Source organism: Acidobacteriota bacterium (genome assembly GCA_020845575.1).
Classification (GTDB): domain Bacteria; phylum Acidobacteriota; class Vicinamibacteria; order Vicinamibacterales; family Vicinamibacteraceae; genus Luteitalea.
This window is the reverse complement of sequence record JADLFL010000034.1, coordinates 33,167-54,071: the sequence shown is the minus strand read 5'-3', so window position 1 is coordinate 54,071 and position 20,905 is coordinate 33,167. Positions and strand designations below refer to the sequence as shown.

25 protein-coding genes are annotated in these 20,905 nt (G+C 68.6%); all 25 read left to right on the top strand.

The window, feature by feature from the left end:
* The first annotated feature begins 46 nt into the window (after positions 1 to 46).
* The 25 genes from IT182_09480 to IT182_09360 all read left to right on the top strand — a co-directional run bounded on the left by IT182_09480 (position 47) and on the right by IT182_09360 (position 20,868).
* Positions 47 to 574: a response regulator gene (locus tag IT182_09480; GenBank protein ID MCC6163567.1), complete on the top strand. Its 528-nt coding sequence runs from the start codon at positions 47 to 49 to the stop codon at positions 572 to 574.
* Positions 575 to 759: 185 nt separating this feature from the next.
* Entirely contained in the window at positions 760 to 1,167 is a 408-nt protein-coding gene (flgB, locus tag IT182_09475) for a flagellar basal body rod protein FlgB (protein ID MCC6163566.1), read from the top strand.
* A gap of 11 nt (positions 1,168 to 1,178) precedes the next feature.
* On the top strand, positions 1,179 to 1,610 hold the full coding sequence (flgC, locus tag IT182_09470; GenBank protein ID MCC6163565.1) for a flagellar basal body rod protein FlgC: 432 nt from the start codon (positions 1,179 to 1,181) through the stop codon (positions 1,608 to 1,610).
* Positions 1,611 to 1,613: 3 nt separating this feature from the next.
* On the top strand, positions 1,614 to 1,934 hold the full coding sequence (fliE, locus tag IT182_09465) for a flagellar hook-basal body complex protein FliE (protein ID MCC6163564.1): 321 nt from the start codon (positions 1,614 to 1,616) through the stop codon (positions 1,932 to 1,934).
* A gap of 37 nt (positions 1,935 to 1,971) precedes the next feature.
* Positions 1,972 to 3,636, top strand: a complete 1,665-nt coding sequence (gene fliF / locus IT182_09460) for a flagellar M-ring protein FliF (GenBank protein MCC6163563.1) — start codon at positions 1,972 to 1,974, stop codon at positions 3,634 to 3,636.
* 3 nt (positions 3,637 to 3,639) lie between these two features.
* Positions 3,640 to 4,677, top strand: a complete 1,038-nt coding sequence (gene fliG, locus IT182_09455) for a flagellar motor switch protein FliG (protein MCC6163562.1) — start codon at positions 3,640 to 3,642, stop codon at positions 4,675 to 4,677.
* Positions 4,667 to 5,413 (top strand): hypothetical protein, encoded by a 747-nt coding sequence (locus IT182_09450; protein MCC6163561.1) that lies wholly within the window; start codon positions 4,667 to 4,669, stop codon positions 5,411 to 5,413. Before fliG ends, IT182_09450 begins: the two co-directional genes overlap by 11 nt.
* On the top strand, positions 5,413 to 6,741 hold the full coding sequence (locus IT182_09445; GenBank protein MCC6163560.1) for a FliI/YscN family ATPase: 1,329 nt from the start codon (positions 5,413 to 5,415) through the stop codon (positions 6,739 to 6,741). The genes IT182_09450 and IT182_09445 overlap by 1 nt, the downstream gene beginning before the upstream one ends.
* Before the next feature lie 81 nt (positions 6,742 to 6,822).
* A complete protein-coding gene (locus tag IT182_09440; GenBank protein ID MCC6163559.1) occupies positions 6,823 to 7,278 on the top strand; it encodes a flagellar FliJ family protein in 456 nt (151 codons plus the stop codon).
* An 11-nt stretch (positions 7,279 to 7,289) separates the two neighbouring features.
* Positions 7,290 to 7,619 carry a flagellar hook assembly protein FlgD gene (flgD, locus tag IT182_09435; protein MCC6163558.1) on the top strand — a complete coding sequence of 110 codons (330 nt, stop codon included), beginning with the start codon at positions 7,290 to 7,292 and terminating at the stop codon, positions 7,617 to 7,619.
* Position 7,620: 1 nt separating this feature from the next.
* Entirely contained in the window at positions 7,621 to 8,880 is a 1,260-nt protein-coding gene (locus IT182_09430) for a flagellar hook protein FlgE (protein MCC6163557.1), read from the top strand.
* A gap of 6 nt (positions 8,881 to 8,886) precedes the next feature.
* Entirely contained in the window at positions 8,887 to 10,647 is a 1,761-nt protein-coding gene (locus tag IT182_09425) for a flagellar hook-length control protein FliK (protein ID MCC6163556.1), read from the top strand.
* Between the two features lie 234 nt (positions 10,648 to 10,881).
* On the top strand, positions 10,882 to 11,409 hold the full coding sequence (locus IT182_09420) for a flagellar basal body-associated FliL family protein (GenBank protein ID MCC6163555.1): 528 nt from the start codon (positions 10,882 to 10,884) through the stop codon (positions 11,407 to 11,409).
* Positions 11,375 to 11,677 carry a FliM/FliN family flagellar motor switch protein gene (locus IT182_09415; GenBank protein MCC6163554.1) on the top strand — a complete coding sequence of 101 codons (303 nt, stop codon included), beginning with the start codon at positions 11,375 to 11,377 and terminating at the stop codon, positions 11,675 to 11,677. Before IT182_09420 ends, IT182_09415 begins: the two co-directional genes overlap by 35 nt.
* A complete protein-coding gene (locus IT182_09410) occupies positions 11,674 to 12,084 on the top strand; it encodes a flagellar biosynthetic protein FliO (GenBank protein MCC6163553.1) in 411 nt (136 codons plus the stop codon). Before IT182_09415 ends, IT182_09410 begins: the two co-directional genes overlap by 4 nt.
* On the top strand, positions 12,084 to 12,824 hold the full coding sequence (gene fliP, locus IT182_09405; protein ID MCC6163552.1) for a flagellar type III secretion system pore protein FliP: 741 nt from the start codon (positions 12,084 to 12,086) through the stop codon (positions 12,822 to 12,824). Before IT182_09410 ends, fliP begins: the two co-directional genes overlap by 1 nt.
* A 7-nt stretch (positions 12,825 to 12,831) precedes the next feature.
* Complete coding sequence (locus IT182_09400; protein ID MCC6163551.1) at positions 12,832 to 13,101, top strand: flagellar biosynthetic protein FliQ; 270 nt, start codon at positions 12,832 to 12,834, stop codon at positions 13,099 to 13,101.
* The gene (locus IT182_09395) at positions 13,102 to 13,857 is read left to right on the top strand and encodes a flagellar biosynthetic protein FliR (protein ID MCC6163550.1); all 756 of its coding nucleotides are present in this window, start codon (positions 13,102 to 13,104) and stop codon (positions 13,855 to 13,857) included.
* 1 nt (position 13,858) lies between these two features.
* Complete coding sequence (flhB, locus tag IT182_09390; GenBank protein ID MCC6163549.1) at positions 13,859 to 14,920, top strand: flagellar biosynthesis protein FlhB; 1,062 nt, start codon at positions 13,859 to 13,861, stop codon at positions 14,918 to 14,920.
* Between the two features lie 16 nt (positions 14,921 to 14,936).
* On the top strand, positions 14,937 to 16,979 hold the full coding sequence (gene flhA / locus IT182_09385; GenBank protein ID MCC6163548.1) for a flagellar biosynthesis protein FlhA: 2,043 nt from the start codon (positions 14,937 to 14,939) through the stop codon (positions 16,977 to 16,979).
* 52 nt (positions 16,980 to 17,031) lie between these two features.
* Complete coding sequence (locus IT182_09380) at positions 17,032 to 17,985, top strand: hypothetical protein (protein ID MCC6163547.1); 954 nt, start codon at positions 17,032 to 17,034, stop codon at positions 17,983 to 17,985.
* Positions 17,986 to 18,023: 38 nt separating this feature from the next.
* Positions 18,024 to 18,770 (top strand): FliA/WhiG family RNA polymerase sigma factor, encoded by a 747-nt coding sequence (locus tag IT182_09375; GenBank protein MCC6163546.1) that lies wholly within the window; start codon positions 18,024 to 18,026, stop codon positions 18,768 to 18,770.
* The gene (fliM, locus tag IT182_09370) at positions 18,767 to 19,771 is read left to right on the top strand and encodes a flagellar motor switch protein FliM (GenBank protein MCC6163545.1); all 1,005 of its coding nucleotides are present in this window, start codon (positions 18,767 to 18,769) and stop codon (positions 19,769 to 19,771) included. The genes IT182_09375 and fliM overlap by 4 nt, the downstream gene beginning before the upstream one ends.
* Positions 19,764 to 20,555, top strand: coding sequence for a FliM/FliN family flagellar motor switch protein (locus tag IT182_09365; protein MCC6163544.1), 792 nt, complete (start codon positions 19,764 to 19,766; stop codon positions 20,553 to 20,555). The genes fliM and IT182_09365 overlap by 8 nt, the downstream gene beginning before the upstream one ends.
* A gap of 13 nt (positions 20,556 to 20,568) precedes the next feature.
* Positions 20,569 to 20,868, top strand: a complete 300-nt coding sequence (locus tag IT182_09360) for a hypothetical protein (protein MCC6163543.1) — start codon at positions 20,569 to 20,571, stop codon at positions 20,866 to 20,868.
* Positions 20,869 to 20,905 lie beyond the last annotated feature (37 nt).

The following is a 20,905-nucleotide window of genomic DNA, read 5'->3' as shown; positions in this document are numbered from 1 at the left end:
GTCAGGGCAGTGCTTCAAGTAGGATGCTGTCGAACGAGGAGAACGCGTGGCGCTGGGGCAGGAACGGCGGGCAGTGCTGGTCGTCGAGGACGAGGGAGATATCCGTGAGCTCCTCTCGGAGTATTTCCGTGCACGCGATTACGAAGTTGTCGGTGCCGCCGATGGCCCTGCGGCGCTTCGCGCCCTCGAGCGCGATGCCGGCCGGTTCTCCCTGGTGATTACGGATCTCCACTTGCCTGGCGCCGACGGTCTGGCGGTGCTCCAGGAAGCGCGGACGCGAAACCCCGACGCGTATGTGGTGATCGTCACCGGGTTCGCCTCGCTCGATTCAGCGATTCAGGCCGTGCGACTCGGCGCGTATGACTATCTCACCAAGCCGTTTTCTCTCGGCCAGATCGATGTCGTGTTGCAGCGCATTCACGCGATCGAAGGCCTGCACGCGGAGAATCGACGCCTGAGCAAGGCCGTCTCCCAGAAGGACGCGGTCGACCTGCGGCAGGCCCTGTTGCTGCGACTCGAAGGCATCGAGACGCGTCTGGGCCGGATCGAAGCCGCCCTCCGCGCCAGGCACTGATCGGCGATCGTCGGACTCCCGACAATCCCTCCGGTGCGCCGTCACACGCGCGCATCCCCGCTTCCGCGATTTTCTCAGCGAACACGCGTATCAGCCGGCTGGCGTCCTTCTTGCTCAGGCACTGGCAGACGCCACCGAACCGGTAATCGGCACACGGCGGCGTCACATGAATCGTCAACGACGCCATGCCGATCTCTCCCATCACCTCCGACGCCCAGACGATGAGCGAGTTGCGACGGACCCTCAGCCTGGCTGCTGCCAGGCAGGTGGTGTCGTCGAGCAACCTGGCCAACCTCAACACGCCCGGGTACAAGGCGCGGGAGGTCGATTTCGACACCGCCCTCGATGCCCAGGTGCAGGGGGGCGGTCTTGCCGTGACCAACAGCCGGCACATCGCGACGACGCCCGATGCGATTGGCGGTCACGGCACGCGTGAAACGGACGGGGCTGCGGCCCGGCGCGACGGCAATACCGTCCAGGTCGACCGTGAACTGCTCAACATGACGCGCTCGGCCGGCGAGTTCGCCCGTGCCCAGACGGCGCTGGCCGCCAAGTTCCGGCTCGTGCGCTACGCCATCAACGAGTCGCGGTAGGGAAGAGCCTCATGTCCACGCTGAACACAGCGGTGAGTGTGGCCGCCAGCGCCCTGACCGCGGAGCGGACGCGGATCGAAGTGGCGGTCTCCAATCTCGCCAACGCGGAGTCGTCTCGCGGCCCCGACGGCCGGCCGTATCGCCGGCGCGACGTGGTGTTGACCACCGACACGGTCCAGAGCTTCGACACCGCCCTCGGGGCCGCGGCGGCGACGGGCGTCAAGGTGGCGGCGATCGTCGAGGACCAGACCGCCGCGCGCCGCCGGTACGACCCGTCGCACCCAGACGCGGACGCGGAGGGGTTCGTGGAACTGCCGAACATCAATCCCGCCGAGGAGATGGTGGACATGGTGGGCGCGTCGCGCGCCTACCAGGCCAATCTCACGGCCATCAACCTGATTCGCGACCTGGTCAGCCGGGCGCTCGAACTGGGACGGGGCTAGTCCATGGCCGTTGACGCCATCACAGCAAAGGTCATCACCGGCGTCGCGACGACAGGTGCGACCAAGGGCGGCATCGCGACGCCATCGGCGGCCGGAAGCGACGGGGAGTCGGGGTTCGGCGCTTCGCTCGCGCGCCTCGTCTCGACGATCGAAGAAGGCCACGACAGCGCCAACAGCGCCGTCACCGGCATGCTCCGCGGTCAACTCGACGTCCACGACGCGATGATCGCCCTCCAGCGGGCCGACCTCACGCTGCAGTTCGGCGTGCAGGTGCGCAACAAGCTGGTTGGCGCGTACCAGGAAATCATGCGCATGCCCGTCTAGGGCGCGCCCACCACCGCATCGAGGATTCGACTCCGCCGTGGCTCTACCCATGCAGATGCAGGCCCTCGTCGAGAGGGGCAAGGCTGTCCACGCCTCCCTCGGCACTGCCAGACTCGTGTCGCTCGCCGCCGTGTTCGTCGGCGTGATGGCGCTGATGATCGGCACGACCTGGTACGTGAATCGTCCCGACTACCGTGTGCTCTTCAGCGACCTGAATGGCGAGGAAGCCGCGCGCGTGGTGGATCGTCTCACCGCCGAGAACGTCACGTACCGGCTCCAGGACGGTGGACGGACGGTACTCGTGCCGGCAGGGAGCACCGACACCCTGCGTCTGCGATTCGCCGGCGAGGGAATGCCGACGAGCGGCCGCATCGGGTTCGAGATCTTCGACAAGGTGGCGTTCGGCCAGACGGAGTTCCTCGAGCACGTGAACTACCGCCGGGCGCTCGAAGGCGAGCTGGCGCGCACCATCTCCACGCTCTCGGAAGTCCAGGCGGCGCGCGTCCACATCGCGATGCAGAAGGAATCGCTCTTCGGCGCGAAGGAACAGCCGGCCAAGGCGTCGGTCACGCTCACGCTGAAGGGCACGCGCGGACTCGCCCCGCAGGCGGCATCGTCGATCACCAACCTCGTCGCCGCGAGCGTGGAGGGGCTGCGGCCCGAGCAGGTCGTCATCATCGACAGCTACGGCCGCTCGCTCGCGCGTGGCGCCGGCGGACACGACGATGGCGCGATGGCGGGCGTCGATCTGGAGCGCCAGCAGAAGTACGAACGCGACATGGCGATGAAGGTGGTCGCCCTGCTCGAACCCGTGGTGGGCGTCGAGCGCGTGCGCGCCAACGTGTCCGTGCAACTGCACGGCGCGTCACAGGAGCAGACGCGCGAGGAGTACGACCCGACCACCGTCCTGCGCAGCGAGCAGAGCACCACGGAGGGCGGCACCACGGACAACGTCGGCGGCATCGCGGGCTCGCAGGCGAACCTGCCGGCCACCCTGCGGCCGGACGGCACGCCGGTTCCCACACCAGTGGCGACAGCGTCGGCGTCACGCGGTGTCACGCGCAGCAGCAAGGTCGCCAACTACGAAGTGGGCAAGACGGTGACCCACACCATCCGTCCACGCGGGGAAGTGGCGAAGGTGTCTGTCGCGGTTCTGGTCGACGACGAGCACGTCACGAGCGCGGGGCAGGACGGTGCGGTGAGCACGCGGCGCAAGCCGCGCGACCCCGCCGCGATGCAGAAGCTGCAGAACCTGGTGTCTGCCTCGCTCGGGATCGACACCGAGCGTGGCGACCAGCTCACGGTCGAGAACGTGACGTTCGAAAGCCCCGTCGCGGAACCTGTGGCCCCGCCGACGTGGTGGCAGCGCGTGGGTGAGCAGGGTGGTGGCGCGGTCAAGGGCGTTGCCGCCGTACTCATCGTGACGATGGTCCTGTTGCTGTTCGTGAGGCCCGTGCTCGGGAGACTGCTCACCATGCCGACGGCGACAGGCTCGCAGGCCACGATCGGCATGCCGCATCAGTTGCCGCGCACGATCGAGGAAATCGAGAGCGAGATCGAGGCGCAGCTCGACGCGGCGCCCAACGATGGCGACCGCCGCCAGCCCGTGTTGACGCGGCGGATGGTGAACCTCGCCAACAGCGAACCGGAGAGCGCGGCCAAGCTCGTTCGGGGCTGGCTGGCGGAAGGCGAGCGAGGCTGATCGATGGCCACGGCACTGGCGCCCCGCACGGGGGCAGGCGATCTCAACGGCATCCGCAAGGCGGCCATCCTCACCGTACTCATCGGCGAAGAAGCGTCCGGCGCGCTGTTCAAGCACCTGAACGAGGAAGAGATCGAGGCCATCGCTCGCGAGATCGCGCTGCTCGGCCCCGTGTCTGCCGCCACGGCGACCGACGTGCTCGAGGAGTTCCACCAGATGTGGCGCGCCGCCGAGTACGTGACCAAGGGCGGCGTCGACTACGCGTCGAAGTTGCTCTCCCAGTCGCTCGGTGCGGACCTGGCCAAGCGTGTGCTCGACCAGGTCGTGAAGAACGTCAAGTCCACGCGCGCGTTCACGGGCCTCGAACGCGCCGATCCGCAGCAGTTGTCCAAGTTCATCCAGAGCGAGCATCCGCAGACGGTGGCGCTGATCCTGGCGCACCTCAAGCCCGTCGCCGCGTCGCAATTGATGCAGAGCCTGCCCGAGGAGCTCCGCGTCGAGGTGGTGACCCGCATGGCGAACCTCGAGGAGATCTCGCCGGACGTCATCTCGCGGATCTCCGCCGTCATCGAACAGCGGCTGAAGTCCCTCGGCGGCACGCCGTCGCACGAGTCGTATGGCGGCATCCGTGCGGTGGCGGAACTGCTCAACCACATCGATCGCAGCATCAGCCAGTCGGTGCTCGAGGTCATCGAGACGCAGACGCCGGACCTGGCGGTCTCCATCCGTCACCTGATGTTCGTCTTCGACGACCTGCTCCACGTGGACGACAACGCGTTGCGCGAGATCGTCCAGCGCGCGGACAAGAAGGTGCTCACCGTGGCGCTCAAGGGCACCTCGGAGGAGATGCGCAACAGGTTCTTCCAGAACATGTCCAAGCGCGCGGTGGACATGATTCGCGAGGAGATCGAACTCCTCGGTGCGGTGCGTCTGCGGGAAGTGGAGAAGGCCCAGCAGGACGTCGTCGGCATCGCACGCAAGCTGGAGGAAGAGGGCCTGCTGCAGACGGGCGCCGCCGCGGGAGAGCCCTATGTCACCTAAGGCGCGTCGGCTGGCACCGGATCTGGCGCTCGTCGAGCGCTTTGCGTGGAGTCCCATCGAGACGGGCGAACGCCTGCCGGTCACGCCACGGGCGGCCGACATCTGGACGCCTGTCGACGCTGGTGACCTTGCGGCAGGCGTGCATGCTGGCGCTGCCGTCGTCTCGCCGAACGGCGACCCGTCGACCCCGACCCCCGAACAACAAGCGCATCTTGCCGCGCTCGAACGTGATGCGTTCACGAAGGGGTACGCGCAGGGCGAGCGCGCGGGCCTCGAAGCCGGGGGCAAGCGTGCGGAAGCGATGCTGCGGCGCCTGGCGCAGACGCTCGAAGAGTTGTCGAGCCTGCGCGAGAGCATGGTGCGGCAGACGGAGCGCGAACTCGTGCAGCTCGCGATCGCGATCGCACGACGTGTCCTGCACCGTGAGGTCAGCGTCGATCAGGAGCTGACGGCGGCGCTCGCGCACATCGCGCTCGAGCGGCTCGGTGGCGCCACACCGGCGACCGTGCGTCTGCACCCTGACGATTACGCCACCGTGACGGGAGGGCAGACGGCCCCGTTGTCCGGGCGTCAGGTGGAGGTGGTGCCGGATCCGGGCGTCGCGCGTGGCGGCTGCCTCGTGGAGTCCGAGTTCGGGACGATCGACGCGTCGGTGGACGCGCAGGTCGACGAGATTGCACGCGCGGTGCTTGGTGATGGGGTGGTCTCGCTGCCGGCACGGCGAGGCGTGGCCTGATGTCGGTGCTCGACTTCTCCGCCAGCTTCTCGCTCGGCCGGTATCGTGATCAGATCGACGCGACCGATCCCCTCCCCATGGTCGGGCAGGTGGTGCGGAGCGTCGGTCTGCTCGTCGAGTCGCGTGGCCCTCGCGTCCGCGTGGGCGAGTTGTGCGAGATCGTTTCGCGCGACGGTGCGCCACCCCTCCTGCTGGAAGTCGTCGGCTTCCGCGATTCGCTGCTCCAGTCGGTCCCACTCGGTAGCACCACGGGCATCAGGCCTGGCGATCGCATCGTCTCGCGTGGACGCCCGGCGGCGGTGCCCGTGGGCGATGCCCTGCTCGGGCGGGTCGTCGACGGCCTGTGCCGTCCGCTCGACGACCTGGGCCCCCTGCTCACCAGCGATGTGGGGCCATTACACCCGCCGCCGCTCAATCCGCTGGCCAGGCAGCCTGTCGACAGGCCCATCGGCACTGGCGTGCGAGCGCTCGACGCGTTGCTGACGATGGGGCGCGGGCAGCGCGTGGGCTTGTTCGGCGGGAGCGGCGTCGGCAAGAGCACGCTGCTCGGCATGATGGCGCGCGGCACCGGCGCCGACGTGGCGGTGATCGCCCTTGTCGGCGAGCGCGGGCGCGAAGTGCGCAGCTTCCTCGAACACGATCTCGGTCCCGACGGACGGCGGCGCTCGGTGGTGGTCGTCTCGACCTCCGACAACCCTCCGCTCGTGCGCATGCGCGCCGCGTATGCCGCGACGGCGATGGCCGAGTGGTTCAGGGATCAGGGCAAGAACGTGCTCCTGATGATGGATTCGGTCACGCGGTTCGCGATGGCGCAGCGTGAAGTGGGTCTGGCCGCCGGCGAACCGCCGACGGCCAAGGGCTATCCGCCATCGGTGTTCGGCCTGCTGCCCGGACTGCTGGAGCGGGCGGGCAACGTGCAGGGCAAGGGGTCGATCACGGGCATCTACACCGTGCTCGTCGAAGGCGACGACACCAACGAACCGGTGGCCGACAGCGTGCGCGGCATCCTCGATGGGCACGTGGTCCTCTCGCGTGCGCTCGGCGCGCGCAATCACTACCCGGCGATCGACATCCTCTCCAGCGTGAGCCGGACGATGCCCGACGTCACGACGGCAGAACATCGACTGAAGGCAGGGACGGTGCGTGACTGGCTGTCGCTGGTGCGCGAGAACGAAGACCTCGTGTCCGTCGGTGCGTACGTGGCGGGTTCCAGCGCGCGCATCGACGATGCGCTCGCGCATCGTGAGACGGTCGACGCGTTCCTCAGACAGCCGGCCGGCGATCTGGTCGACTACGACAGCGCCGTCGAGGCGCTCACCGCTCTCTAGTCGTGGCGACCCGTCTCCATCTGTCGTTCGTCCGACACTTCGCGCAGGTCATGACAGACCGCGTCACTCGACATCATCGGCATGGCGCGCTTCCGCTTTAGGCTCGAGCCGGTGCTGCAGATGCGCCAGCGCGCGGAAGAACGGGCCGAACAGGCGCTCGCGCGGGCCGAACGCCAACTGCACGACGCCGAGGCCTCGCTCGCGGCGACCGAGCAGAGGTTGACAGGTGCTTACGCGTCAGCGCACGCGTCGGAGCGCGACGGCGCCGACGTCGTGCTCCTGACGTGGCATCGAAATTGGATTGTCGTGAAGGCGCGCGACGTCGAGGCGAGCCGCCTCGAGGTGCGCGACAGGCTCGAGACTCGCGACATGCGCCTCCGGCAGGCGCAGGAGGCCCGCAAGGCGCGGCGCGTGCTCGAGCGATTCAGGGATCGCGCGCGGGAGGACTTCGACCGGGAAGCCGCGCGGCGCGAGATGCAGACCATCGACGAACTGTCCACGATCAGGGCGGCGCGTCGTTCAGGAGCGTTCCAGTGAGCACACCGGCGATCGGCAGTACCACCCAGACGGGCTCGACGCCCGCCACGCACGCGTCCACCACGACGGGGACGCGCGACCTCGGGCAGGACGCCTTTCTCAAGCTGCTGACCACGCAGTTGCAGCACCAGGACCCCACCAAACCGCAGGACAACGGCGAGTTCATCGCGCAACTCGCCACATTCAGCTCACTCGAGAAGCTCACCGCGATCTCGGCCAAGCTCGATCAGATCGGGACGGCACTCGGCGTGACGCTCACCGGCTCGTCGAGCGACGGCGGCGATGCCGCAACGACACGCAGCACGACAGGCGCCGATGGCGCCACCAACGGAGGCAAGTGAGATGGCAGTCGGATCCTTTTCCGCCGGATTGTCCGGCCTGAGCGCCAACCAGACGTACCTCAGCGTCATTGGCAACAACCTCGCCAACATCAACACGATCGGCTACAAGAGCAGTGCGGTGAGCTTCGCCGATCTCGTGAGCCAGACCGTCGGCGGCATGAGCATGAACCCCATGCAGGTGGGGCTCGGCACCGTGACCAGCTCCATCTCGCCGGTCTTCAGCCAGGGGCCGATCGAAAGCACGCGCGAGTCCACCAACGTCGCCATCCAGGGCAGCGGCTTCTTCATCGTCAACAACGGCGAGGGCAGCGCGTACACCCGCGCGGGCAACTTCTCGTTCAACGCGGATGGCGAACTCGTGACGCCAGACGGGTGGCGCGTGCAGGGATACACCGGACGCGACCCGGTGACGGGAGACATCATCACGACGGGCATGCCGGGAGACATCATCGTGCCGCCGGGCGTGCTGCGTGCGCCGGAAGCGACGACGAATGTGCGGACGCTGATCAACCTCGATCGCGATGCGCTGGTGACGGGCGACGTGAACTTCACCACCCCCATCAAGATCTACGACGCCGTCGGCGCCGCGCACGTGGTGACCGTCTCGTTCGAGAAGACGGCGCCAGGCGCGTGGACGTACACGGCGACGGTGCCGGAAGCCGACGTCAACGGCGGCACGGGTGAGTTCCAGCTCGCCACCGGTACGCTCAGCTTCGACGGCACGGGCCGGTTGACGGCACCGACCGCCGACATCACGTTCACGGCGCCACCGACGTGGGCCAACGGTGCGGTGGGGACCAACATCACCTGGGACATCACGCCCCCGCCGACCGATTCGCCGTCCATCACGAGCTATGCATCGGCGTCCGGCACGTCGTCGATCATGCAGAACGGGGCGGAGGCTGGTGAGATCAGCAGTCTGTCGGTCGATGCCGAAGGCCGCATCATCGCGATGTTCGGTGCGGGCCAGACCGTGGCCGTCGGGCAGATCGCGCTCGCGAACTTCAACAACCCGAAAGGACTCGTGAAGCTGGGAGCCAATCGCTACGGCGAAAGCCAGGCTGGCGGCATCCCCAACATCGGCACGGCGGGCACCGGTGGCCGCGGCACGCTGATGGGCAGTTCGATCGAGCAGTCCAACGTCGACATCGCAACGGAGTTCACGCAGATGATCCTCGCGCAGCGGGGATACCAGGCCAACTCGCGCACAATCACCGTGTCCGACGAGTTGCTGGTCGAAACGCTGCAGATGAAGCGGTAACGCGTCATGGGCCCTTCCGTCGTCACCGTCGGGCACCCGACGTCGGGCACCGGCGAGCGGAGCAGTGCGTCCGCGGCCGGCGTGGTGCCACGACCTTCAGGCACATCGTTGGGGCCGGCCGCCGTCGCGCCGCAGGAAGCGCAGGTGTCCCTGGCGGCGCGCACCCGGTCGCAGCCACGTCCCGCGTTTGCCAGCGTGCTGGCCACCATCCAGGGAGAGCGGTCGCACGCCAGGAACGGCCCTTGCCGCGACGCCGCTGGGGGGGACGACGCCGGGCGGTCGGGCTCGGAGGGCAGACCCTGGCGGGATGCCGAGCGGACGGGGGGGCCGCGGTCGGGCCCCGATGGCCGGGAGCGCGCGGACGCGGAGGGCCATGTGCCCGTGTGGTCGGACGGAGGAATCATGGCGAGTGCGGCGGTACAGACGCCATGGCTGCTGCTCGCACTCGGCAGCGCGTCGTTCACATGGTCCGACGATGCGGGCGATCAGGAGGCTGCCTGCGCCATCGCGCTGGACGCCACGGGGCAGGCCGAGGACTCATCCGGTGCGCCGCCCCTGTCATGGAGGGATGGTGTGCGCATCCCGGCGTTCTCGCCCGCCGGTAACGTCCAGGGCTGTGAGTCGTCTCTCGTGGCGGCATCGCCCCAGCAGATCGCGCTGTTCATGGAACCGGGAGCGTCGCGGTACGCCGGAAGCCAGGCCGATGCGGCACCCGATGAGCCTGGCGTGGCGTCACAGGCCGGGCTCGGAGAGCCAGCCAGACCCACCTCGTCGCCAGAGAGAGTCGGCCATCAGGGCCCGACCATGGAAGCCGGTGATGCGCCATGGACCGAGCGCCCGTATCCGCAGGATGAGGTAGGGGCGGGGCTTCCACCGTCGCCTCGCGAGCTTCGGTGGACAGGTGCCAGACCCGTGGACGCCGAGGATAGGTCACAGGCCGGGCTCAGAGAGCCGACCGTAGCCACCGCGGCGCCTGGTGTCGGCGGCTCGGCGGGCCCGACCGTCGGAGACGCGCTCGACACGCCTGCCGTCACCGCGCGGGCCGGGCATCTGTCCATCGAAGCCCGTCAGGTGAAGGCGGAAGTCCGGCCCCCGTCTCCAGGTGATGGGCCGCGGGCGGGGTCCCTGTCCACCGAAACTCGCGAGGCGACAGTGGGAGCCCGGGCCGTGGACGCCGGCGACGGCTCACAGGCCGTGCTGGCCCGACCCACCGCGCCGCCAGGGAGGGGCGTCGCTCCGGGTCAGACTCTGGTCGCGGGCGAGGGAGAGGCGCGGGGCCGCCGCGAGGGACCGGGTCACTCGGTCGATGTCGTCAGCGGGGGGGGCGTCCCCCTGCCGGCACCGCCCATGGGCAGGATGATTGCGGTTGTGCCGCCGGTTGTCGTGCCTGGCGCGTCTGCCGAGCACGTGGTCGACCAGGTCGTCACGGCGGTCCGTATGCAGTGGAGGGATGGAATCGGGGAGGCGAAGCTCCAGTTGCGGCCCGATGCGATTGGGACCGTCACAGTGGCGCTGCGTGTGGAGGCCGGCGCCGTCACGGCGGTGGTCCGTGCCGAGTCCGCGCAGGTCCAGGAGTGGATCCTCAAGAACCAGGAGAGCCTCCGCCAGCAACTGGAAGCGTCGGGACTCCACCTCGACGGACTGGTGGTGTCGCCAGACGACCGCGGGCGGCGGGACCACCAGCCCGACCCCGAGCAGGAGCCGCGCCGCCGGCAAGCGGCACGAGGAACGTCCACCACGGGGACCCGGTTCGAACAGCTGCTCTGAAGGGTGGCGGCTGCAATGCCGCGGCGGCCAAGCGCCGGGAAGGCGGGTGTCGGTGGCCCGTCGGCGTGGCCGGGTTGACGGCGGCGTGGCGGCCGCCGGCCTGTGCCGGCTCCAGCGAAATCGGCCGATTCCCGGGCAACTTCACTCCTCGCGCCGGCGCGCCTGCCGGCGAGGGACCGGCATCGCCCTTGCTCTCTCTCGCTGCGGCCGCCTGACGCGGCCCGCAGGAGAGCCATGAGCAACGCCGCCAAGCCGGGGGACGCCCCCGCCAAGAAGAAGAGCAAGCTGCCCCTCATCGTCGGTCTCGTCGCGCTGCTCGCGGGCGGCGGCGGAGGCGGCTACTGGTACCTCTCGAAGCAGAAGGCGGAAGCCGCGGGTCACGAGGCCACCGACGACCACGAGGCGCCTGCCGAAAAGGCGCACAAGGGCACGGGCAAGGACGCGGCCTCCGGTGCGCTCCTGCCGCTCGACGTCTTCACCGTCAACCTGGCCGACCAGCAGGCGCAGCGCTTCCTGCGCACCAACGTCCAACTCGTAATCGACGGCGACGCACACGTCGTCAAGGAACTGCTCGAAGAGAAGCTGCCTGTGGCGCGCGCGCGATCGGCGGTACTCGACCTCCTCGCGTCGCAGACCGCGTCGGTCATTGCCACGGCCGAGGGCAAGGACGCCCTCAAGAAGGCGATTGCCGAGAAGACATCCCCGGTGTTGCACCACGAGGTCCTCGATGTCCTCTTCTCAGACTTCGTCATTCAGTACTGACCTCTCGCTGCCGCCGTCGCTCAGTGGATTCGGCGACGTGCGCATGCGCGTGGACGTGATTCTCGGCCGCGGATCGATGACGCTGCGCGCGTGCCTTGGCCTGCAGCGGGGCAGCATCGTACGTCTCGCGCAGTCGGCCGGGCATGACCTCTTCGTCCTCGTCAACGACGTGCCGGTGGCGCGCGGCGAGGTCGTGATCATCGATGACAGCGTGTCGTTGCGCCTCACCGAGTTCAAGCAGAAGTCGGCCACGGAGGCGCTGGCGTGACCCACGTGTTCGTGCTGGCGCAGGCGCAGATGGCGTCGACGCCCGCAGGGTGGTCCGACGGTCCTGGCGTGGTCCGTACGGCGCTCTCGCTGATCGTGGTGCTCGGCCTGATGGCCGGCTGCCTGTGGCTCGTGAAGCGCGGCGGATGGCAGGGCGGCCGGAAGGACACACGCGCCGTCCAGATCGAAACGGCCGTCGGGCTCGGCGATCGTCGTCAGCTCGTGATCGTGGCCGTCGAGGGACGACGGCTCCTGCTCGGCGTCACGCCGATGCAGGTGGCGCTCGTCACCGAACTGGCGGCGGCAGGGCCGACGTTTGCCGACGCGCTCGCCGTGCGCCTGCCAGGCACGACGCCCCTCGAATCGGCGACGACCGACCCCGCGCCGCGCGACGAGGAAACCCGCTGATGCGCCGCGCACTCGGTCTGGCCGCCACGACGGGCGCGCTGTGGCTGGCGATGTCCGCGCCGGTGCTCGCACAGGCTGACAACGCCGCGCGCATCGACATCGACGGCATCGGGGCGATCTCGGCCCCGCTGCAGGTCGTGCTGCTGCTGACGCTCCTCAGCTTCATCCCGGCCATCCTCATGACGATGACCGCGTTCACGCGGATCGTCATCGTCTTCCACTTCGTGCGGCAGGCGCTCGGCACCCAGGAAGCGCCCTCGAACCAGATTCTGATCGGTCTGGCCCTGTTCCTGACCGCGTTCGTGATGGCCCCGGTGGGGGAGCAGGTCAACGCACAGGCCGTGCAGCCGGTGCTGCGCAACGAGATCACCGTGACCGAAGCGCTCGAACGGGGCGCGCCGCCGCTGCGCACCTTCATGTTGAAACAGACGCGTGAACCGGACCTCGCGCTGTTCGTGGAAATGGGGCGGATGCCGCGTCCGGAGACGGCCGATGCGCTGCCGATGCGCGTAGTGATCCCGGCGTTCATCCTGTCGGAAATCAAGACGGGCTTCCAGATGGGGTTCTACCTGTTCGTGCCGTTCCTGCTCATCGATCTGGTCGTGTCGACCACGCTGTTGTCGATGGGCATGATGCAACTCCCGCCGGCGATGATCTCGCTCCCGTTCAAAGTGATGTTGTTCGTGATGATCGACGGCTGGAACCTGCTCGTGTCGTCGCTCGTGCGCAGTTTCCTCTGAGGTCGCGATGTCGGAAGCGCTCGTGGTCGGCATCGTCCGACAGACCATCGAACTGGCCATCCTGGTGAGCCTGCCCATGCTGATGGCGGGTCTCATCGCCGGCGTGCTCGTGAGCGTGTTCCAGACCGTGACGAGCATCCAGGACAACGTCCTGGCGTTCATTCCGCGTGCCGCGGCCATCTTCGTGACCTTCGCGCTCACATTCCCGTGGATGCTGAGGCTGATGTCCGGCTTCGCGCGGCAGATGATCGCGCGACTTCCGGAGCTGGTGCGGTAGATGGATCTGTCGCCCATCCTCGTGTTCGCCCTCGCGCTGATCCGCCCCAGCGTCCTCGTGGTCGGCACGCCGGTGTTCGGCGGGACGTTCGCGCCGCCCATGGTACGCGTCGGCCTGATCGTGATCCTCGCCGCCTTCATGGCACCGATCATCGGCGTGCCGCGGAACATCGAGGCTGGCGCGCTGCTTGCCGTGGTTCTGCGCGAGGTCCTGATCGGCCTGGCACTCGGGTTCGCCGTACGTCTCGTGATTGCCGGCGCCGAGCTCGGTGGCTATCTGGCCGGCTTCCAGATGGGCCTGTCGTACGCCGCGCTGGTCGATCCGCAGAGCGGCGTGCGCAACAACGTGCTCGCCGTGCTCTACGGCTCGTTCGCCACCGTCATCCTGCTGCTCACCAACGGCCATCACGATCTGCTGCGCGCACTCGCGGCGTCGTACGAGGCGCTGCCCATCGGCGCGGGCGCGATCTCGGCGGGGCTTGGCGAGCTCGTGGCGCGCATGTTCGGCCTCATGTTCACGCTCGGCGTGCGCCTCGCCGCGCCGCTCGTCATCACGTTGCTGCTCGTCGAGGTAGCGCTCGGCGTGATGGCGCGCGTCGCGCCGACGCTCAACCTGATGGTCACCGCCGCGCCGGTCCGCCTGCTCGTCGGTTGGCTCGTGCTCGCGCTCACGGTGCGCGTGCTTCCCGATCTCGTCACGCGCGTCTTCCCGCAGGCCCTCACGCTCGGCGGGCGCGTGGCCGCGGCGGTGCACTGACATGTCGTCGGACCGCACAGAGAAGCCCACAGAACGACGCCGTACCGATGCGCGCAAGCGCGGGCAGGTGGCGCGAAGCCGCGATCTCAACGACGCGTTCCACCTCGGCGCGGCGCTCCTCGTGCTCGCGTACTGGGGGCCCACGATGATCGGCGGGATGCAGCGGATCGTCGCGATCGGCTTCGGCCGTATCGGCGACGCACGTCACCACGCCATCACCAGCGGCGAGGTCGTCAATCTCGCGGTGCAGGGCATCGGGCAGCTCGCGTGGCTGGTCGCCCCCATGGCTGTGGCGGCTGTCGTCGCCACGGCGGCCTCGACGCAGGCGCAGGGCGGATTCATCTTCGCGTCAGAAGCGCTCACCGTCGACTTCAAGCGTCTGAATCCGTCGGCCGGCCTGAAGCGGCTGCTGCCGTCGCAGGCGGGCGTGAACCTCCTCAAGACGCTGATTGCCGCAACGATCGTCGGCGCCGTCGCATGGTCGGCGGTACACGCCACCATCGGAGACGCCCCGCGTCTCGCGTTGCTCACACCCGGCGGCTCCGTCGTCTCCGCGTGGGAGGGGCTCTTCGCGTTCCTCGAGCGGGCGGCGATCACGCTCATCGCGCTGGCGGCCCTCGACTTCGGCCTGCAGACGTACCGCACGACGCAGTCGCTGCGCATGACCAAGCAGGAAGTCAAGGACGACATGAAGATGGCCGAGGGCAACCCGCAGATCAAGGCGCGCGTGCGCCGCGTCCAGCGGGAGATGGTGCGTCGGCGCATGCTGGCGGCCGTCCCGAAGGCCACCGTGGTGGTGACCAACCCCACGCACTTCGCCGTCGCCCTGCAATACCAGCGCGGACAGGCGGCCCCGGAAGTCGTTGCGAAGGGCGCCGACGCCCTCGCGCTGAAGATCCGCAGCATCGCACGCGAGCACGGCGTTCCGATCGTCGAGAACCCGCCGCTGGCGCGCGCCATCTACAAGCAAGTCGACGTGGGGGAGTTCATCCCGGGCGATCTGTTCGAGGCGGTGGCCGAGGTGCTCGCGTACCTGATTCGCATGAAGCAGGTGGTGCTGTGAGAAGGGAGCTCCGCTGATGTCATCGTCCAAGCCGTTCGGGGCGGCGCAGTTGCTGGTGCCGGGCGTGGTGATCCTGGTGCTGGCGCTCATGGTGTTGCCGCTACCGCCGCTGATCCTCGACCTGCTCCTGTCTGTCGACATCGCGTTGTCGGTGGTGCTGCTGCTGACGGCCGTCTACGTGAAGGACCCGATCGAGTTCTCGGTCTTCCCGTCGCTGCTGCTCCTCCTCACGCTGCTTCGCCTGTCGCTCAACGTCGCCGGCACGCGACTCATCCTGCTGCACGGCGCGGAGGGCATCGATGCGGCGGGGCACGTGATCATGTCGTTCGGTCAATTCGTGGTGGGCGGCAACTTCGTGGTGGGCGTGGTGGTGTTCCTGGTGCTCATCGCCATCCAGTACGTGGTCATCAACCACGGCGCGGTGCGCATCTCGGAGGTCACGGCCCGGTTCACCCTCGACGCGATGCCCGGCAAGCAGATGTCGATCGACGCCGACCTCAACGCCGGCACGATCGACGAGAAGGAAGCCCGCCGCCGTCGCGAGAACGTCCGCAAGGAAGCGGAGTTCTACGGTGCGATGGACGGCGCGATCCGCTTCACGCAGCGCGACTCGCTGGCGGCGCTCCTCATCACCGGCGTCAACATCATCGCGGGACTCATCATCGGCGTCATGCAGTACGACATGGACGTGGCCGACGCGGCGCACACGTTCACGCTGCTGACGGTGGGCGAGGGCCTGGTCACCGCTATTCCCGCGCTGCTCGTGTCCATGTCCGGCGGCCTCATCACCACGCGCGCCTCGTCGGAGTCGTCGCTCGGCGAGGACGTGTCGACCCAGCTGCTCTCGAAGATGCAGCCGCTGGCCATCGGCGCCGGCGTGCTGTTCCTCATGGGCCTGGTGCCTGGCCTGCCGAAACTTGCGTTCTTCAGTGTGGCGATCGCCTTCGCGGCGGCCGCGTACCTGAACAGGCAGGTCGCCGGCGACGTCGAGACGGATCGCGCGCCCGACGCCGGAACCGTGACGGCACCGGAACCGAGCGTCGAGACCCTGGCATCGGTGGAGCCGCTCAGTGTGGAAGTCGGCTACGCGCTGATCGCGCTCGTCGACGAACGGCAGGGCGGCACGCTGCTGCAGCGGGTGAAGTCGATCCGCCGCCAGATCGCCAGTGAAACCGGGATGATCGTGCCGCCGGTCCATGTGGCAGACAACCTCAAACTCGGACCGCGAACGTATGCACTGCTCGTGAAGGGTGTGGAAGTGGCGCGGGCGGAGCTGATGCCCGATCGCCTGCTGGCCATCAACCCGGGAACCGCCACGGGCACCATCGAGGGCACCACCGCGCGCGAGCCCGCGTTCGGCCTGCCCGCGCTCTGGATCCGCACCGAACAGCGCGATGCGGCGACGGCGGCGGGCTACACCGTTGTCGATCCGACCACCGCGCTGTCGACGCACCTGTCGGAGATCATCCGCACCTTCCTCGCCGACCTGCTGACGCGCCAGGACACCAAGGAGATGGTCGACCGCGTGGCCCAGCACTCGCCGCGCCTGGTCGACGACCTGATCCCGAAGCTGCTCGGTCTCGGCGACGTGCAGCGCGTGCTGCGCCAGCTCCTGCGCGAGCGCGTGCCTATCAAGGACCTCACCACGATCCTCGAGGCGCTGGCCGACGCGGCGTCGCAGACCAAGGATCCGGACCAGTTGAACGAGGCCGTGCGGCAGGCGCTCGGCCGCGCGATCTGCCGTCAGCACCAGACCGAGCAGGGCGACCTGCCGACCATCAACCTGGCGCCGTCACTCGAAGAGCGCCTGATGCAGGCCATCGTCAGGACCGAGCAGGGCGTGGTGCTGGCCATCGACCCGAATGACGCGCAGAACATGGCTTCTCGCATCGCGCGTGCGCTCGAAACGGCGGTGGCACAGCCTGTGCTTTTGTGTTCGCCGGCACTGCGTCCACATCTCTGGCGACTATTCACCAGGGTGCTGCCGCAGATGGGGGTGCTCTCGCACAGCGAGATCCCGACGCACGTGAAGGTCGCCCCTGTGGCCGTACTCGATTGACGCCATGACTCCTCAGCGTTTTCGCAGTTCCAATGTTCGTGAGGCCCTTGCGATGGCCCGCCAGAGCCTCGGGCCGACGGCACTCGTCCTGGGCACGCGGCTCGTTCCGGCGTCCGGCTGGCGCGGCTGGCTGGGTGGCAGGGAAGTCGAAGTCTCGGCATTCCCGTCATCTGAGGTGTCGAAAGGACGACAGTCTGACCACGCACCCGTGGCGGAGCGTGCCGCGCCTTCGGTCGCCGACGGACCGGTGACAGACGGCCTGGTGGCCAGGTTGATTGCGACCGGGCTCGACAGGGACCTGGCCGAGCAGGTCGTCTCGGCGATGCCGGCGCGCACCCGCCGCGACGTCACGCAGGGGCAGTTGCGCGATGCGCTGGCCGACTGCCTGACGCCGCTCGCCTGCGCGCAGCCGCTCGGTGCGATGAACATGTTCGTCGGACCTCCGGGCGTGGGCAAGACCACGACCATCGCCAAGGTGGCGGCGCAGGCGCGCGCACGCGGCGAGCGGCGGTTCCGCCTCGTCGCAGCCGACGGCTATCGCGTCGGTGCCGTCGAGCAGTTGTGCATGTACGCCGACATCATCGGCAGCCCCTGCGTCGTGGCGCGGACGCCGAAGGAGGCGGTTGCGGCGGTGGAGGCCAGCGCGCTGCCGACGCTCATCGACACGCCGGGCCTGTCTCCCGCCAACGAGGAGGCCGCGGCGTTCTTTGCCGCCCTCGGCGCCATCCCTGATGTGCGGACACACCTGGTGGTGCCCGGCACCACGTCGCCGCGCGACTTCGAGCGCCTCTGGGAACGGTTCGCCGCCGCAACCCCGGATCGCGTGGTGATGTCGAAGGTGGACGAAGCCGAGTCGGTGATGCCGCTCGTGCGCGTCCTCCGTGAACGAGAGATTCCCGTTTCGCTCATCGGTCTCGGGCAGCAGGTCCCCGAAGACCTCGTGACTGCCGCCCCGGAGTTGATTGCCGCGTGCCTGCTCGGGCAGGTGCCCATGGTGCACGCATGAACGCCCCGTCGCGTGGGCGCTGGACAGGAGAGAAGGCCGTGCCGGTACTGACCCCTCAGGCGAGCTATCTGGACCGCGATCAGCTGGTGATCGCGCACGTCGGGCTCGTGAAGGCGCTGGCCCACCGGCTGGCGCAGCGGCTGCCGGCCCAGGTGGAGATGACCGATCTCATCAGCGTGGGCGTGATGGGACTCATCGACGCCGCGGGCCGTTACAGGCCGTCGATGGGTGTGCCGTTCGACGCCTTCGCCCGCCGTCGCGTCCAGGGCGCCATGCTCGACGCGCTGCGCGACCTGGATTGGGCCCCGCGATCGCTGCGCCGCATGCGTCGCGAGCTCGACGGCGCCGTCGCCAAGCTGCGGTCGGAGCTCAAGCGCGAGCCGACCGAAGACGAGGTCGCCGGTCAGATGCAGATGTCGCCGGCCGAGTACGACAAGGCGATGGACCAGGTGCGGACGCTCGACGTCGGCGCCGTCCGCCAGCTCGACGCGACGGGCGAGGATGGGCAGCCGCTCCTGGAACTGTGCATCGACGCAGACGAGGGGCCTGACGCGCAGCTCGAACGCAAGGAACTGCGCGCGCTGCTCGCCAGGGCGATCCTCGAACTGCCCGAGCGCGAGCGACAGATTCTCGCCCTCTACTACGAGGAAGAGATGACGATGGCCGAAATCGGCGCCGTCATCGGCGTGTGTGAATCGCGCGTCTCGCAGCTGCGTTCGCTCGCCCTCTCGCGCCTGCGCAGCAACCTGAAGGCCCGCCTGCAGAAGCCCGAGGCCCGCGCGTGAGCAAGATCCTCTCGCAGGACGAGATCGACGCCCTGTTGACGTCGACAGCCAGTCAGGAGCCGCGCGCACCCGGCGGCCGGCCCCTCGACGATGGTTCCGTCGTCGTTTACAACTTCCGGCGGCCTGACAGGGTCAATCGGGAGCAGATCCGCTCGCTGCAGTTCCTGCACGACCGCTTCGCGCGCAACATCTCCACGTCGCTCTCGGCGTACCTGCGGACGGTCACCGACGTCAACGTCACGTCGGTCGAGCAGTTCACGTACTCCGAGTTCCTGATGTCGCTGCCGGACCCGACGGCGTTCTACGCGATCTCGCTGTCGCCGATCGAAGGCCTGGCGGCCCTCGAACTCAATCCCGCCGTCGCGTTCTCGATGATCGACCGCATGCTCGGCGGCACTGGCAGGGGGATGGCCCCGACGCGCGGCCTCACCGAGATCGAGCACACGGTGATCGACGGAGTGGTGAAGCTGATCCTCGAGCATCTCACCGAGACGTGGCGCAACATCGTCGAAGTCAGGTTCCGCGTCAACGGCAGGGAGACGCGGCCGCAGATGCTGCAGGTGGCCGCACCAAACGAGGTCGTTGTCCTGGTGGGCTTCGACATCAAGGTGGGCGACACGCGCGGCATGCTGCACTTCTGTCTGCCAGCGACCGTCATCGAGAGCGTCGGCGATTCGTTCACGCATACCTGGTACCGCTCGCATCGCGAGCCGACGGTCGCCGACAGGGAACAGTTCTGGCGCACGTTGGGTCACCTGCCCGTGGGCGTGGCAGCGACGGTGGAGACGACGATGCTGGCGCGTGACGTCCTCGAGTTCGCACCGGGCGACGTGATCGCGCTCGGGCATCGGCTCAGTGATCCGTTGCAGGTCCGCATCCACGACACGGTGAAGTTCGAGGCGCATCCCGTGAGCGAGGCAGGTCGTGCGGGCGTCCGGCTGCTCAACACCGTGTCGAGCCCCACCGCGAACCACGCCCTGCCGGAGGTGGTCCATGGTTGAAGGCGCGGCGATCCTCGAAGCGCTCGCCGTCAAGCTCGGCGACGTGCTCGGCGCGATGACGGGTATCACGATCCGTGTGTTGCCGACCGCGGGCGATACGGTTGCCGACTGGCAGGTGCCGATTCGCGTCGGTGGCACGCGCAGCGGCACCGCGACCCTCGCACTGTCCAGAGAGGGCGCGGTCCGCATCGTCACGGCCATCGTCGGGCACGCGGCCGATGTGGCGGATACCGACATTGTCGACACGTTGCGTGAGTTGCTCGGACAGGCGGCCGCCGCGTACGCGTACGGGACGGACAATGGCCCGACGCTCGACGTCGAGACGCCGGCCATGTCTGGCACTCCGGCGCCGCCCCAGGCCGTGTCCTTCGACATGATGCTGGGGACCGACGAGCCCGTGCGCCTGACGTTCTGGGCGGATCTGGCTCCGGTCGCCGCCAGGGCCGTGGAGCCCGCGCGGCCTGCCGCGCCCCCCCTGAGCGTCGATCACGTTCGCGTGCCGGTCGACGCAGCGGTGGTCCCGCGCAACCTCGATGTCGTGCTCGATATCGAACTGCCCATCACGGTCAGGTTCGGCGAGACGCAGATGACGCTCGAGAACCTGGCGCGCCTCGGACCGGGATCGATGATCGATCTCGCGCGATCGCCTGACGACCCCGTGGACCTGCTCGTCAACGGACGGCTCGTGGCCCGCGGCCAGGTGGTGGTCGTGTCTGGTTGCTATGGCCTGCGCGTGAGCGAAGTGGTGAGCACCGCCGATCGTCTGCGAAGCCTCGAACTCTGAGGGTCCTGCCGTGATGACCGTATTGCTGTTCGTCCTGTCGTCCATCCTGATCCTGACGCCGGGCACACTGCTTGTCGTCGCCGTGCGCCTGATGCGTCAGGCGCCGCGGCGCACGCTTGCGCTCGAGACGCGGGTGGCGCGCCTCCATGAAGCGCTCAACCTGCTCACCGAAACCGCCGAAACGGGCTTCCGCGAGATGGCCACCGAGATCGAACGGATCTCCACGGGGCCAGACTCCACGGCGTGGCGTCGGTGGGAGCAGGCGGGTTCGTCGTGGCACCACAGCGAAGACGACCGTGGCAGCCGACACTGACGCCACCCGGCTGGCGCGCATCAATCCGGAGGCAGGA

What these genes read in the sequence shown, in the direction of transcription:
- flgB (MCC6163566.1), top strand. Translation starts at nt 760, where the DNA reads ATGCCGATCTCTCCCATCACCTCCGACGCCCAGACGATGAGCGAGTTG.
- flgC (MCC6163565.1), top strand. Translation starts at nt 1,179, where the DNA reads ATGTCCACGCTGAACACAGCGGTGAGTGTGGCCGCCAGCGCCCTGACC.
- fliE (MCC6163564.1), top strand. Translation starts at nt 1,614, where the DNA reads ATGGCCGTTGACGCCATCACAGCAAAGGTCATCACCGGCGTCGCGACG.
- fliG (MCC6163562.1), top strand. Translation starts at nt 3,640, where the DNA reads ATGGCCACGGCACTGGCGCCCCGCACGGGGGCAGGCGATCTCAACGGC.
- IT182_09450 (MCC6163561.1), top strand. Translation starts at nt 4,667, where the DNA reads ATGTCACCTAAGGCGCGTCGGCTGGCACCGGATCTGGCGCTCGTCGAG.
- IT182_09445 (MCC6163560.1), top strand. Translation starts at nt 5,413, where the DNA reads ATGTCGGTGCTCGACTTCTCCGCCAGCTTCTCGCTCGGCCGGTATCGT.
- IT182_09440 (MCC6163559.1), top strand. Translation starts at nt 6,823, where the DNA reads ATGGCGCGCTTCCGCTTTAGGCTCGAGCCGGTGCTGCAGATGCGCCAG.
- IT182_09430 (MCC6163557.1), top strand. Translation starts at nt 7,621, where the DNA reads ATGGCAGTCGGATCCTTTTCCGCCGGATTGTCCGGCCTGAGCGCCAAC.
- IT182_09425 (MCC6163556.1), top strand. Translation starts at nt 8,887, where the DNA reads ATGGGCCCTTCCGTCGTCACCGTCGGGCACCCGACGTCGGGCACCGGC.
- IT182_09420 (MCC6163555.1), top strand. Translation starts at nt 10,882, where the DNA reads ATGAGCAACGCCGCCAAGCCGGGGGACGCCCCCGCCAAGAAGAAGAGC.
- IT182_09415 (MCC6163554.1), top strand. Translation starts at nt 11,375, where the DNA reads ATGTCCTCTTCTCAGACTTCGTCATTCAGTACTGACCTCTCGCTGCCG.
- fliP (MCC6163552.1), top strand. Translation starts at nt 12,084, where the DNA reads ATGCGCCGCGCACTCGGTCTGGCCGCCACGACGGGCGCGCTGTGGCTG.
- IT182_09400 (MCC6163551.1), top strand. Translation starts at nt 12,832, where the DNA reads ATGTCGGAAGCGCTCGTGGTCGGCATCGTCCGACAGACCATCGAACTG.
- IT182_09395 (MCC6163550.1), top strand. Translation starts at nt 13,102, where the DNA reads ATGGATCTGTCGCCCATCCTCGTGTTCGCCCTCGCGCTGATCCGCCCC.
- flhB (MCC6163549.1), top strand. Translation starts at nt 13,859, where the DNA reads ATGTCGTCGGACCGCACAGAGAAGCCCACAGAACGACGCCGTACCGAT.
- flhA (MCC6163548.1), top strand. Translation starts at nt 14,937, where the DNA reads ATGTCATCGTCCAAGCCGTTCGGGGCGGCGCAGTTGCTGGTGCCGGGC.
- IT182_09380 (MCC6163547.1), top strand. Translation starts at nt 17,032, where the DNA reads ATGGCCCGCCAGAGCCTCGGGCCGACGGCACTCGTCCTGGGCACGCGG.
- IT182_09365 (MCC6163544.1), top strand. Translation starts at nt 19,764, where the DNA reads ATGGTTGAAGGCGCGGCGATCCTCGAAGCGCTCGCCGTCAAGCTCGGC.
- IT182_09360 (MCC6163543.1), top strand. Translation starts at nt 20,569, where the DNA reads ATGACCGTATTGCTGTTCGTCCTGTCGTCCATCCTGATCCTGACGCCG.